This is a genomic window from Niastella sp. sgz303648, from assembly GCF_059587045.1.
In genome coordinates, this window is sequence record NZ_JCAPSW010000001.1 from 445,938 (window position 1) to 459,748 (window position 13,811).

General features: G+C 41.5%; 9 protein-coding genes. 3 read left to right on the top strand and 6 right to left on the bottom strand.

What is annotated here, in order from left to right; all coding sequences use genetic code 11:
* Window positions 1–6 precede the first annotated feature (6 nt).
* The 3 genes from AC59IL_RS01610 to AC59IL_RS01620 all read right to left on the bottom strand — a co-directional run bounded on the left by AC59IL_RS01610 (window position 7) and on the right by AC59IL_RS01620 (window position 4,361).
* Complete coding sequence (locus tag AC59IL_RS01610; protein ID WP_496550317.1) at window positions 7–2,478, bottom strand: TonB-dependent receptor; 2,472 nt, start codon at window positions 2,476–2,478, stop codon at window positions 7–9.
* Between the two features lie 341 nt (window positions 2,479–2,819).
* The gene (locus AC59IL_RS01615) at window positions 2,820–3,608 is read right to left on the bottom strand and encodes an MBL fold metallo-hydrolase (RefSeq protein WP_496550318.1); all 789 of its coding nucleotides are present in this window, start codon (window positions 3,606–3,608) and stop codon (window positions 2,820–2,822) included.
* Window positions 3,609–3,779: 171 nt separating this feature from the next.
* Complete coding sequence (locus AC59IL_RS01620; RefSeq protein ID WP_496550319.1) at window positions 3,780–4,361, bottom strand: TetR/AcrR family transcriptional regulator; 582 nt, start codon at window positions 4,359–4,361, stop codon at window positions 3,780–3,782.
* A gap of 319 nt (window positions 4,362–4,680) precedes the next feature.
* Between AC59IL_RS01620 and AC59IL_RS01625 the strand changes: the two genes are divergently transcribed.
* Together AC59IL_RS01625 and AC59IL_RS01630 are read left to right on the top strand one after the other, a co-directional pair.
* Window positions 4,681–6,564, top strand: a complete 1,884-nt coding sequence (locus AC59IL_RS01625; RefSeq protein ID WP_496550320.1) for a 3-oxoacyl-[acyl-carrier-protein] synthase III C-terminal domain-containing protein — start codon at window positions 4,681–4,683, stop codon at window positions 6,562–6,564.
* 122 nt (window positions 6,565–6,686) lie between these two features.
* Window positions 6,687–7,589 (top strand): DUF6999 family protein, encoded by a 903-nt coding sequence (locus AC59IL_RS01630; RefSeq protein ID WP_496550321.1) that lies wholly within the window; start codon window positions 6,687–6,689, stop codon window positions 7,587–7,589.
* 214 nt (window positions 7,590–7,803) lie between these two features.
* Here the strand turns inward: AC59IL_RS01630 and AC59IL_RS01635 are convergent, their stop codons facing one another.
* Genes AC59IL_RS01635 through AC59IL_RS01645 form a run of 3 tightly spaced genes read right to left on the bottom strand, consistent with a single transcriptional unit; the run spans window position 7,804 to window position 13,037 of the window.
* Entirely contained in the window at window positions 7,804–9,759 is a 1,956-nt protein-coding gene (locus tag AC59IL_RS01635; protein WP_496550322.1) for a hypothetical protein, read from the bottom strand.
* A gap of 22 nt (window positions 9,760–9,781) precedes the next feature.
* A complete protein-coding gene (locus AC59IL_RS01640) occupies window positions 9,782–11,344 on the bottom strand; it encodes a hypothetical protein (protein WP_496550323.1) in 1,563 nt (520 codons plus the stop codon).
* Window positions 11,345–11,393: 49 nt separating this feature from the next.
* Entirely contained in the window at window positions 11,394–13,037 is a 1,644-nt protein-coding gene (locus AC59IL_RS01645) for a hypothetical protein (protein ID WP_496550324.1), read from the bottom strand.
* A gap of 161 nt (window positions 13,038–13,198) precedes the next feature.
* Here AC59IL_RS01645 and AC59IL_RS01650 point away from each other — a divergent pair, with 161 nt between their 5' ends.
* Complete coding sequence (locus AC59IL_RS01650) at window positions 13,199–13,807, top strand: tetratricopeptide repeat protein (RefSeq protein WP_496550325.1); 609 nt, start codon at window positions 13,199–13,201, stop codon at window positions 13,805–13,807.
* Window positions 13,808–13,811 lie beyond the last annotated feature (4 nt).

Here is a 13,811-nt window from a genome sequence, read left to right on the forward strand (position 1 = left end):
CAGAACTTAGAACTTAAAATTCCAGGTCACAGAAGGTATCAGCGATCCGATGATCGACAAACGAACAGCTTCTTTTTTCTGCGGCTCATCTTTATTTTGCCGGAAGTAGATGGTATAGGCATTTTGATGTGCGTACAGGTTATAAATACCAAATACCCATTCCTGTTTCATTTTTTTACCCTGACGGCCCTTCATGGTAGCCGACACATCGAGACGATGATAAGCAGGCAACCTGAAATCGTTTCTTTTACCGGTGGTATTGTAGGGAATAGACATACCCTGTATATCTAAGCGAGAATCGGGGAAGGTACTCGGCGTTCCGGAGCCAAATGTGAAATTGCCCGAGAACTCCCATTTATCGTTCAGGTGATGTACCACGCAGGCGTTCACCACATGCGTACGGTCGTACCGGCTTAAATACCAGTCGTTATTGCTGATGCCGGGTGTTTGACGCCACGACCTTGACCAGGTGTAGTTTACCCAACCCTGCCATTTGCCGGTTTCTTTTTTAATTTCCAGCTCGGCTCCGTACGATTTTCCTTTGCCGGTAAGCAGATCAGCTTCTACGAACTGGTTCAGATCGAGATTTGCATTATCGATATAATCCAGCAGGTTATCCATTTTCTTATAAAATGTTTCAACCGAAATTTCAAGCGGTAATCCGTTGGGTAATGTTACAAATCCAACTGAATACTGATCGGTTAAAGACGGCTTAATATTATTGGTGCTGGGGAAGTATAAGTCAACCGGTGTTGGCGAAGCGGTGTTCGATAACAGGTGTATATACTGGGTGGTGCGGCTGTAACCGGCCTTTAAGAAAGTATTTTTCTTAATCTCATAGCGCAACGACACACGCGGTTCAAAGAAATCCCATTCTTTTACCGGTTTTTTACTGGTTACATCATCTACATGATCAAGCGGCTTACGAATGTTGGCAGTTGTGTCTTTATAATAATATACATTAGTATTTCCGAGATAAGCATAACGGGTTAAACGCACACCAGCCTGCAGCTGCCATTTTGAATTCATTTTCCAGGTGTCTTCGAGAAAAACGGCCGACTCTGATCCATACCTGTCGCGCAAAATAATTTCATTTTTCTGCCCTTCGCTGTTGGCCACGCCTTTGCCGGGATAAAAATCATAATAAATGAAATTTACACCGGTTTTAATAGTATGCTTATTGCTTGCATACCAGGTAAGCGTTGGCTTTACGCCGTAAGTTTGAATATTAGAGGTCCAGTCGTACCCCTGCTGTATTTCATCATCCGAACTAAACTTAAGACTGTAATCATATTTTGAATAGTATACGCTGGTATTTAAGAACAACTTGCGATTGAATAAATGGTTCCAGCGGAAACTACCGGTTGTATTGCCCCATTTGAACTTTACCTGGTTGCCAATACCAAATACATCGCGGCCGAAATAACCACTGAGATAAAGCGTGTTTTTATCATTTATTTCATAGTTTAACTTGGCAGTAAGATCATAAAAGTACATGGTGTTGTCGCGGTCACCCGATTTCAGGAAGGGCTTTGCCAGCACATCGATGTACGAGCGGCGCGCTGCAACCACAAAAGAAGACTTGTCTTTTTGTAATGGCCCTTCAACCGATAAGCGGCTGAATACATTACCAATGCCACCGTTTACGGCAAACTTTTGGTTATTGCCATCTTTCATACGTATATCCAGCACCGAAGATGTGCGTCCGCCATATTCTGCGGGGAAAGCACTCTTATACATCGTTACATTTTTTACCGCATCGGGGTTAAATACCGAAAAGAAACCCAGCAGGTGCGATGAGTTGTATACCGGCGCTTCGTCCATAATGATGAGGTTTTCATCAACATTACCACCGCGCACATTAAAGCCGGCCGATCCTTCACCAACAGTGGTAATACCCGGTAATGTTAACAGGGCTTTCACCACATCGGGCTCACCCATAAATGCAGGTATCTTTTTTATCTGGCTGGCGCTTAATTGCTGAATGCCCATACCTACAGTATTCGTACGGCGTAATTTTTTTTCGCCGGTTATAACCACCTGTTGCATGTCGGTGGTGCTCGCTTGCAGCGGAAAATCGAGGGTGATATTTCCTTTCAGGTCAATTTCTTTTTGATTGGATTTATAGCCTGCATACGTGATCTGCAGGGTATATTTACCTGCCGGCAGTGTTAGGGAATAATATCCGTATGCGTTGGTCATTACTGCCACACCAGTCGGTTGTGCACTGATAGTTGCATTGATCAATGCTTCACCGCTTGCTTCGTCTTTAATATACCCGTTGATAGTATATTTGCCGGTTTGTGCCTGCAACACGCCACCCATTGTGAGTAAAACAATACACAGCGTGCAAAAACGAAGCACCTGTTTTAATGGTGCAACAAAAAACCTACCCGGTTGGTGATGATCATAACCATCGCCCAAACCAGATGGAACAGGATAATTAATTACAGAAAAACGCATCAACTGTCGAATCATAAAATAATTGTGGTTTGAAATTGAGACAACGGGAACGGTGTTTCCCCCTATTTTATTTACAGAATTTTTTAAAAAATCATTTATCATCAAAAACCACCGGTCATCACTACACATACAGCATTTATATTATGCCAGGGCATAAAATAAAATTGTTTGTAGCATCAACCACTTAATTATTACACAGCCGGTTCACTATTCTCTATTAAGTTTTCATGAACAGAAGAAGTATGGCACTCAGGCAGGCAGACGTACTGAACGAAAAAAAATTGTACAATGTGGGAAGAAATAAAAAGCCTCCGATGACAAGGTATGCCACCGGAGGCGAAAGTTTACGCTTTTGATTATATTTCAACAGCCACCGGGGCGCCGGGTTTACACCATATGATTTTATTGTTTATATCAGAGTTAATCACTTCATTATACAGTTGATCGGGCTTTTCCTGAAAATGGGCCCATCCGTCGAAGTGTGTGGGAATTAGCTGTTGAACCTGCAGCAGGCGGGCTGTTTCGAGTGCTTCGCGTGCCGTAAATGTAAAATGAAGATCGCCCGCATGTTGGGGAAAGCCTGCTTTACCAATATGCAAAATAGCAGTATGAACTGTAAAGCGGGTGGCTATTTCATATATACCTTCGAACAATACCGTATCACCCGAAATATACAAACCGCCATTTTGTTGCCCATCCCATTGTATAATAAAGCCTATTACATGACCGGCTACTTTATTCCATTCTTTATCAGGCGCATGCTGACAAGGCGTGGCTGTTATATTCAGGCCCGGTACTTTGGGAGTATCTATTGCAATGGTTTGCCATTCAGATAAACCGGTAACATTTGATTGCTGTAATCGTTCTACAGCGCCCGGTGTTGAAATTACCTGCGGAACAGTTTTAATGAATTCCCTGCCTGTGTTATCAAGATTGTCTTTATGATGATCATGACTTAACAATACCAGGTCAACCGGACTTATAGCAGAAGCATCGAGTGCAGGAGAACCCGTTTTGGTAAGGGAGAAGCCTTCGCCGGTATATATGCCACCCGCTTTATCAAATGCAGGATCGGTAACAATGCGAAAGCCGTTAATGTCGATGATCATACAGGCCGTGTCGATTTGCGTGATAGTAACTTTCATAATAAATGGTTTTAATATTGTACCATACGGTACACAATTAGTTTAAAATATAGCCCTGGCTGAAGCCCGGAAGCCGGATAGAACCCTCGGACTCTTCAGGCTTCAGGCTTCATACTTCAGATTTAGTGTTTAGCGTAAGTGAGCCTCCCCCGGAGCTTTATTTCAGCGCTTTTATTTCAATACCGATAATTGCCATTCGATCATAGGCAACAGTGCGCCGGCATCAGGATACATGCGCCGGGTAATGTTCAGGCCGTTCCATAAATTGATAAGATATCTTGCAATAACAGCGGCATCTTCCTTTGTTTTTAATTCGCCGCATTTTTGTGCCTTTTTAATGCTTTCAAAAAAGATATCTTCCATCTTCTTCAGTTTTTTAATGGCCTTGTGTTCGAGATGTCGATCATTATTAGCCAGCTCCACCACAATATTGCCCATAAAGCAACCCTTTTGATGCACTTTATCGGAGTGATGGGCAATGCTTCGAAAAAAATCTTTAATAGCCTGTACCGGATGTTTTGTGGTGGCCAGTTCTTTTAATAATGCCTCCACCGAATGATTTACGAAGCGCTCCAGAATTTTTTCAAACAGCTCCCGTTTACCAACAAATGCATGGTAAAAGCTGCTTTTGCCGATGCCCATTACTTCGAGCAGATCGTCGGTAGACGTAGCTTCATAACCTTTCGTCCAGAAAAGTTGCGTTGCTTTATCAAGCACTTCATCTTCATCGAATATTTTCGGTCGCCCTGCCATATAATAAATTGACACAGCAAAAATACAATATTGTACTATTTAGTACAAAATAGATTTTTCAACACCCTCACATAGCAATCGTCTTTAATCTGTTATGTTACTTAACATTTATTTAAGTAATAATAACTGACCTTACGGTACCAATAGCCGGTATATTATTTCAGCGTTCATCCGTGAAATTCTGTACAACTCAGCATAAATGAATGACAGCTATTAGTTTTAGTGTCAGTTCCGGAACTTATCTGTGTTCATCTGTGCAATCAGTGGCAAAGTTAAACTCCACTGGCGCCGCAGGCGCCCTCACAAAATATTGCTAACTATGACCCAAAGCCCTGTTTATATTACAGCAGCCGGTGCTTTTTTACCCGGCCATCCCATTGGCAATGATGAAATTGAAGAATATCTTGGTTACCTGTACGGCAAACCTTCCCGAACAAAAAACAGGATCCTCCAGCAGAATGGTATTTTAACGCGGCATTATGCCATTGACAAAAACCAGCAAACCACCCATTCGGCCAGCGGCATGGCAGCAGCTGCCATTAATGATTGTTTACAAAAAGCAGGCATACCCAATCAGGAAATTGATTTTTTAGCTGCGGCTACTACGCAGGGCGATTTACCAGTTCCGGGATTTGCCAGCATGGTACATGCCGATTCAAATTTACCGCAGTGCAGCATAGCAAGTCATCAGAGTGTATGCGCAGCCGGTATGATGGCCCTTAAAAATGCATGGCTGCATATAAAAACCGGCGAAGCCGAAAAAGCGATTGCCTGTGCCGGAGAGCTGGCCAGCAGAATGTTCAAGGCCAATCGTTTTGAACAGCAGCAGGCCGTTCAGCAGCGGGGCGCTTTAGACCTGGAAACCGATTTTTTACGCTGGATGCTGAGCGACGGAGCCGGCGCATTGTTGCTTCAAAACAAACCTTCACAAACACAATACAGCTTACAGATAAACTGGATAGATATACGCTCACATGCACATCTGTACGATGTATGCATGTATGCCGGCACCAATAAAACCAATGGCCGCACCAACGGCAGCTGGATGAACTATGCTACGTTCGCGGAAGCCGATAAAGATGCAGCCATCAACCTGAAGCAAGACCTGAAACTCGTAAACAACATTGTTGCTTTAGGCGTACAACATTTTTTCAATCTGATTGATGAAGGCCGCATCGATCCTAAAAATCTCGATTGGCTGTTGTGCCATTATTCATCGGAATATTTCAGACCACAGATCATTGACCTGTTGCAAAAAGGCGGACTGGTAATACCTGCCGATAAATGGTTTACCAATCTGCATACGAAAGGAAATACCGGCGCCGCCTCGATTTACCTGATGCTCGAAGAGTTACTGTATTCAGGCAAATTACAACCAGGGCAAACCATTTTATGCATGGTGCCCGAAAGCGGACGCTTCATTACCACGTTTATGCAACTGACAGTGGTAGCGCCTGAAAAAAACTACACCCCTGCCTTGTCTATTCACACCAACGATGCCATCGAAGCGCCGGAAATACGCACCGGCGGATTACCATTGCAGGAATGGCTGGTGCGACAACTCACATCGGTTTGGGTTGATTTTGAAACCGGATTACGCAAAGTGCCGATTATAGAAAAAATTTATAATGGTACCTTAACAATAAACGAATACAAATTACTGTTGCTGAACCTGCGACAGCAGGTAATAGACGGATCACAATGGATTGCCCGTGCGGCATCGAATATTTCCATGGAGTATTTTGATATACGGTCGGCCTTCATCACCCATTCGCGCGATGAGCACCGCGACTACCAGATACTGGAGAAAAACTATCTTGCCTGTGGCGGCACCCGCGAAGAACTGTACCAGGGCGAAAAGAACATCGGCAGTGAAGCGCTCAGCGCTTATATGTTTCATAAAGCAAGTGCGCCCAACCCATTCGATTTACTGGGAGGCATGTTCATTATTGAAGGACTGGGAAACCGGCTGGCCGGCAAATGGGGACGCGCCATTCAGGAGCAATTGCAGTTACAGGATGATCATGTATCGTTTTTCATTTACCACGAAACCAGCGATGCCAATAACAATCACTTTGAGCGATTTGAAAAAGCCATACAAAGCGAACTGTTACAGCAGGCCATAGCCACGAAAATTGTAAAAACAGCCAAAGTAGTAGCCAGATTATATACGATGCAGTTGCAGGAGTTGGGAAATTATTAAATATTTACGTCCTTCGGCTTCGCTCAGGATTTCATGCTACAATGTATGCAGGTATTTGTGAGCGCAGTCGAACGATGCGCCTCCGCACGGCTGCGGTTACCGTATAGACTAAAACTTTCACTATGTTGCACAAACGAGAATATTTTGAACATCTTGAAAATAATCCCAGGGACCCGAGTCACTGGCATGCGTTGTTTCTCGACAAAAGCATTCCGTTTAGTCCCGATGCCAAGGCTGCATTTCTGTACGATTCAAGCAGCAAATCGAAACAATTTCTTTATCCGTTTATTCGCGTATTTGCGCGTTTGGGAATAATATTGTTGCAGATTTTCAAAACAATTGTGCCCAATGTGATCAATGCGCCCAAAACGTTGCATAAATGCTTATACCTGGGTATGAAGTATTTTATTACACCCGAGGCCAATTATCTTATACTACGGCATTTTGTGCTTGGCTCAGAAGTTTTACGTTTCATAAAAGACAACGTAAAAAACGTTGACGATATTCCGATGCATCCTTTAAGGCCCCTGGAACTAACAGCCGTAAAGGACAATCTTTTTTTACAACACGATTTGAACCTGTATAATTTCATCATCAACCTTAACAATGCAATGGACAAAAATGGCGTAGTCATTCACAAGGTTGAAGCGCCCAATTACAACGCCATTACCACCGGCGACAATTTTGCCTTTGCCCCCTTTCGCGATAAATGGACGAACTGTATTGATTTATCATCGGCCATTGAAATCTTCACCCCTGTTTACCAGTTCTTTTTAACCGACAACGATTTCTGGCGCGCCAGCAACTCGCTGCAGTTAGACGAAGTGATCGGTCTGTACGCCGCTACTATTTTGAATTGCCCCGAAAAACTCGTAGCGCTCAACAACAAGCACCCCATGATTCCACTGCCCACGACTTCCGCCGCCTTTCGGCTGATATTGCATGGGCTATCAACAGAAGTGCTACATGCGTTGCTGGTGCAGAATAAGCTGGAGGCGGAGAAAAAGGCGGTGGTGGTGGGTTAGTTTTGTCTTAGTTTCTGTCTAATGCCTAACCCCCATTTTTCAACCGTAATGTGTAAAAGGAAGGCACCACCAAAAGCCCATAAATAATAAACAGGCAATTGAATCCAGATACTATTTGGAAATCTGGGTCTTATTGCAAATTCGAAAATTGTCATATGAACCAGATATATTGAGCTATTACTTTCGCTTCACTTTTTCAGAATTGGTTACGATCTTATTTTTTATTGTTCATCATACTTTTCAATTCTGCCATTTGCTGCTTCAACAGTTCAAGCTCTGTATTTTGTTTTTGTAATTTCTTTTCCTGCTCAATCATATATAGTGTCATTTCCTCAACTTTTTTTAATAAGGCAGCCTGATTATCTGCTACATCAATTCCTTTCTTTTCTACCTCTGCTGCTGATGGCATACCCGGCAAATGACTATTTTGTTTGATAAATTGTTCCAATTCAGTCAGTGTTGGAAGATGGTACTGTTTGCTGAATACATAATCGGGCCAGACGCCGGTTTGCGTAATTCTCATTTTTTGCGCAGAAACAGTACCATTCACAGCAAGATCAGAAGTAAAAATATCGTTTATCGCTAAAGAAGAAGCATCGCGATAATACAGATTTCCATTTGCATCGCATACAAGAACACGTGTTTGACTACTATCATTTGTTAAGCCGGCAAATCGAACTGTACCGGTGGTATGTAATTGTGCAGAAGGTGTTTGTGTGCCAATACCTACACGCCCTGCCATATTCACTGCCAGACCCGGTATATTCATTCTGCCAAGGACTTTTAATGAAAGTTGTTCATCAGGTAAAAGAGGATAGTATCCCGGATCCATAGTGACTAATGTTCCTGTAAAAGCAGATCCTATCTGATTTGAAAATAAATGCTGATCACCTGAATAGTTGGATTGATATACAATTCCTTTGAATGTAATAATTCTGGACGCATTACCTGAATTATCAAAACCTAAGCCATTACCAAAAACGGCGGTGCCACTGCCCTGGTAAAAGTTGCCAGCCAGTTGTAGCTTACTGCCATTATCAGTTGTTGTTCCAATTAGTGTGTTATTAAGGAAATAATTGGCTGTATTTAAATAAGGTGAAATTCTTACATTATCAGTACCTGCATTTTTAAAATATAGAAAATTGTATAGATGTTCATCTCCATATTTTCCAACAAAAGGCAATCCATTTGACAATCCCTGCGGCCCTGCATCTAATACATATTCGGTATTTCGCAGACTGACATTTGCACCAGTTGTTACCGGTGTGACAGTAAATTTAATTTCTGTGAGAAAATTAAAAGTGGCCGGAATAGCCACACGAAAAAAACCACTACCGTTTGTCGCAAGATTAACGTTACTTGAATATGGCCCGAACCACGAGCCAGATGAACTTTTCATTAGTACTGATACTGATTGGGGAACTCCATCATTCCAGAATGAGAAATACATATTTCCCTGAGGATAAACAACACCATTATAGTCCTGAGCAATTTCATGAGAAGGAATTACTATATCGATAGTAACACTTCCATCAGCACCGGTCGTAGTGTTCGCGGTAAAGCGGGAAGCATAATTATACAGAATGTTATCTAATTTGGAAATAAAAGGATCATTTGCCATGTAATTATGGTACTGGGAAATAAAATGGTTGAACAATATCGCATTGGTTCCTATTAAATTCCCTGTATTCGTAATTGTAGCCGTTCCAACTCCTACATTTCCGCTGAAATAACTATTACCATTTACATTTAATTTATTACCATTATCATTAGTAGTACCAATTAACACGTTGCCTCTTTTTGAAATACGAACCCGCGCGGTATCGCTTGTATAAAAATCAAGATCATTATCATCGAGCGTTCCAAGTATGCCGGTTGTACCAAAAGCATTTCCACCCTGCATCCAGCTATTCAGGAAGCTCAATGTATCACCGCCAACGAGATACTGGCTGTTATTTATTTTTTGCAATGCCCTTCTAAACTCCGTTCTTCCCCTGCCTTTATTAAACAAAAAGCCAGGGATGGTTTGCGTATGGTTTTCAATAATCAGTTCGGCGGTATCGCAACTGTTGGTGATCTTTACACTATCGGCTTTGATGGTGTATACATACTGGGCCTGCAGGGCTTTTTCGATGCAGAGCAGGATTAAGAGGAACAGGAATTTTTTCATTATTATTTTGGTTGGTATATTTTTAATTTTTAGCAACTATCATCCAGTTACCTCCATTTGCTACTACGGTAACATACGCCCACTGATTTACAAGTGAATAAGGATTTGCACCATCTATGAACTGAGATGATGATGTGGATATATTTACATTGTTACTGCTGTTATCTGTTTTCTTAATGGTATAGGTTTGACCATCCCGACCAGTGGCAGAAGGTAGTGTCACAGTAATAGCACCGCCGGAAGCGCTTGCAAAGATATACTCGTCGGTATCTGTGATAGTGGTGTTACCGGTTATATTACGTATGGCAGATTTGTGACCTGACGTTGTTATTGTGTTGTCGAAGCGGCCGGTTCCGGTAACATGTAATGATGCGGATGGATTATTAGTGCCAATTCCAAGTTTACCATCACCATCAAATCGTGCTTTTTCTGTACCGTTTGTAAAGAAAGTTATCGCTCCCTTCGAATATGGATATCCATTTAAACTATCAGAATAAATTCTTGTTTCTACATTACTTGTTACAGCATTTCGGTAAATGCCGCCACCAACATCACCATTCCCAAATTTAAAATCTACGTAGTTATTACCTATTTCTGCAACTGAAACATAATTGTAAGTAGTATGCTTTGCTCTTATGCAAACTCCGGTATTAGTAAAGCCAAGATAGGTAGTATAAGTATTTCCATAAGTGGTGTTAAGATTACGTCCTATATAGGAAATCCCCCCATTGGTTCCTTCTGTCCAGATATCTCCCATTACATGCAACTTTGCAGAAGGCGTGCTTGTTCCAACACCTACCCTGCCACTACTATCGATCATCACGCGCTCAGATCCATTGGTACTGAAATTGATGCGGCTATTATTGACAGTACTTAGATTAGAATAAATTTGAGTGATGCCGGATTCTGCAGACCTGGAAATTCCACCACCGGGATCGCCGTTTCCAAATCTGAAATGCAGACTGTTATTCCCTAAATCGGCTGTTGAGGTAAAACCATTTGGGTTGAATCGTGCTGCGATGTAAGTTCCATCATTCTCATAACCAAGAAAAGTACTATAAGAACCGGTGAATGAGGGATTGTAACCGATAAAAGATCGACCATTATTCGCCCCTCTGGTAATAATATCACCTTGTACATCGAGTTTTGCGCCGGGTGAATTCAATCCAATTCCAATATTACCTGATCCCGTAAAGACGGTATTAAACCCGTTCATTGGAATTTCCCTGTTACTATACAAGGCCGCCGGATTACCTGTTGCGCCAACCGTTTGCCCCAATTGCACATCTCTTCCTGATAAACTCACTCCATTGTTTGCGGTTGCAGCTCCCCGTACTAACAGCGTGTCACCTCCAAAAACCAAGGTAGAATCATTTATTTTTACCACTCTTCTAAACTCCGTTCTTCCCTTTCCTTTATTGAACAAAAAGCCAGACACATTTTGCGTGTGGTTTTCTATGATCAGTTCGGCTGTATCGCAATTGTTGGTGATTTTTACACTATCGGCCTTGATGGTGTACACATACTGGGCCTGCAGGGCTTTTTCAATGCAGAGCAGGATTAGGAGGAACAGGAATTTTTTCATACCAGTTTGGTTGGGGGTTGCTGATTATAATTAGTATTTTTTTAATTACTTATTTTGTAAACCACTGCGATCCGTTACTATACATTTCAATTACACCATAATTGCTGCTGATTACTTTTGATGACGCCCCATCAATTGTTCCGCCGGCGGTTACATTAATAGTTATATTGTTTGTACCTGCGGTACCGCTTTCATCTTTTATAATCAGAATATGATTTATCATACCTGAAGCCGCAGGCAAAGTAACGGTGCGAGCAGCAGTAAGCGACGTATAAGCTATCAGGTAATCGGTAGCCAATGCTGAATATCCTGCGTCATTAACAGCTGTCCTTGTAATTTGAGGAGTGTTCCATGCCGCCATTTTAAAAACGTTGCCACTGGCATCTACTACCACAGGTTTATAGCTGGCAGTGTCGGATTTGATAATGATATTGGGCATTTTAAGGGTATCGCTTATGAAAGTGGTACCGTTCACCTGTAATTTGGCTCCGTTATCAGCAGTTACAACGTTACTTGAAGAAGGAAGTATAACACGCTGCGTAATGTTAGATACCACACATACGTTATTTAAATCAGTAGTAACATAAGAACCTAAAATACTTGTATTGGTAATTGTACTGGCAGTATCTGAAGTTTGTTTCCCTGAATTTATTCCTACAAACAAACAATCTGTATATTTCCCTGAAGTAGCGTTGGCGCCTTTGGGATTTAAGAATATTGAACTTGTGGCTTCACTGCCCGGAAAAGAACTATTACCGCCTCCGGCATTGTGCCCAAGACATAAACTAAGGCTTCCGGTTTTAATTAATGTACCGGCATTGGTACCAAATGCGTTATTACCTACTCCGGTTGTTACATATCGTAAAGGACTGGCCTGGCCAACAGCATTGTTAAAGGGGCCTGTTGTACAGGAAGCCAGCGCAAGGTGACCAATTGCCAGATTTTCATTAACCGTTGTATTCGTTAAACAACTTCTACCAATTGCAATAACATTGTGTGGCGACACAATAGCACTTGCACAGTCATTTCCTATAATAATACCATCTCCGCCGGTTATTTGAGTACCGCTGTTTGTTCCCATAACAATAAGGTTTGCCGAAGATGCTACTGCTGAAATATTTGTTGAATTTCCCAGTCCAAAGAATGCTCTTGTAGCTGTGGCTTTTTGTCCAAGCATTCTTACAGTACCGGCGTATATGCCATTGCTGTCTGTTTTATCATAACTATATGAACCGGTATTCTGAATGGTACCAATACCATCATCTGTTGTTCTTCCTTTAATAAGCTTTCCCGTTCCCGTGAACAAAAGATTGTACCCATTTAGTGGAATTTCCCTGTTAGCCTTTAATGCCGCGGGATTACCCGAAGCGCCTGTCAACTGCCCCAACTGCACATCCTGACCACCCATACTTAGTCCGTTATTCGCGGTTGTATTGCCCCGTATTACCAACGTATCGCCTCCCAACACCAGCGTTGAGTCATTTAGTTTCACCACTCTTCTGAACTCCGTTCTTCCCTTTCCTTTATTGTACAAAAAGCCAGGCACATTTTGCGTATGGTTTTCAATGATCAGTTCGGCGGTATCGCAACTGTTGGTGATTTTTACACTATCGGCTTTGATGGTGTACACATATTGTGCCTGCAGGGCTTTTTCGATGCAGAGCAGGATAAGGAGGATGAGGAGTTTTTTCATGTCGTTTTGGTTGTGATTTAATACTATGTTGTCTCTTTATTATTACTAAAATTGTTTCTACCTCGGGCACGCAAGATGCAATCCCACAGGCCAAGACCTCAATCTCGCGCCAGTTTAGGCTCTACATTTCAGAATTTACAGAATTGGTTTAACTTGCAATTATGATTAAATTTTTCAAAATAATAGCTGTCGTCTGTCTATTCTATGCTTGCCATCAAGAGTCTACAAACAGACAGACCTCTATAAGTTTAAAAAAACTTAAAGAAGATAGCCAGCAAGCAGTAGATTCAGTAATGAATAAACTAGTCATAAAATATTCCATATATGAATACGCAGACAGCATTTCTAATTTTGACACTAGTTCAAATGGGCTTACTAAATTAGATTCATTAATACTTCTTTATCCAAACGATGACAAGTTTCATTTATATCGCGGAAACTGGTTCTTTAATAAAGACGAATATCAAAAATCCTTAAATGAATATAATTTAGCAAGCAGCATTTCGAACCATCAATATCCTGTTTTACAAGATAAAAAAGCCCAAGTATATATTAAGTTGAATAAACTTAATGAAGCTATTAATATGTATCGAACAGCCTCATTAGACAACAAATTTTATTATCAAAAATTAGCGCATACATTCCTATTGAATAATACAACAGATAGCGCTTTATATTATTATTCATTGTATTTACAATCTCATCCAGATGACATAATCATTAGAAATTATTTAGATTCATTAAATAAAATATTGAATATTAAAAGATAGTTTA

Excerpts from the sequence above, each read along its gene's own strand:
- AC59IL_RS01610 (WP_496550317.1), bottom strand. The coding sequence starts at position 2,478 with ATGATTCGACAGTTGATGCGTTTTTCTGTAATTAATTATCCTGTTCCA.
- AC59IL_RS01615 (WP_496550318.1), bottom strand. The coding sequence starts at position 3,608 with ATGAAAGTTACTATCACGCAAATCGACACGGCCTGTATGATCATCGAC.
- AC59IL_RS01620 (WP_496550319.1), bottom strand. The coding sequence starts at position 4,361 with ATGGCAGGGCGACCGAAAATATTCGATGAAGATGAAGTGCTTGATAAA.
- AC59IL_RS01625 (WP_496550320.1), top strand. The coding sequence starts at position 4,681 with ATGACCCAAAGCCCTGTTTATATTACAGCAGCCGGTGCTTTTTTACCC.
- AC59IL_RS01630 (WP_496550321.1), top strand. The coding sequence starts at position 6,687 with ATGTTGCACAAACGAGAATATTTTGAACATCTTGAAAATAATCCCAGG.
- AC59IL_RS01635 (WP_496550322.1), bottom strand. The coding sequence starts at position 9,759 with ATGAAAAAATTCCTGTTCCTCTTAATCCTGCTCTGCATCGAAAAAGCC.
- AC59IL_RS01640 (WP_496550323.1), bottom strand. The coding sequence starts at position 11,344 with ATGAAAAAATTCCTGTTCCTCCTAATCCTGCTCTGCATTGAAAAAGCC.
- AC59IL_RS01645 (WP_496550324.1), bottom strand. The coding sequence starts at position 13,037 with ATGAAAAAACTCCTCATCCTCCTTATCCTGCTCTGCATCGAAAAAGCC.
- AC59IL_RS01650 (WP_496550325.1), top strand. The coding sequence starts at position 13,199 with ATGATTAAATTTTTCAAAATAATAGCTGTCGTCTGTCTATTCTATGCT.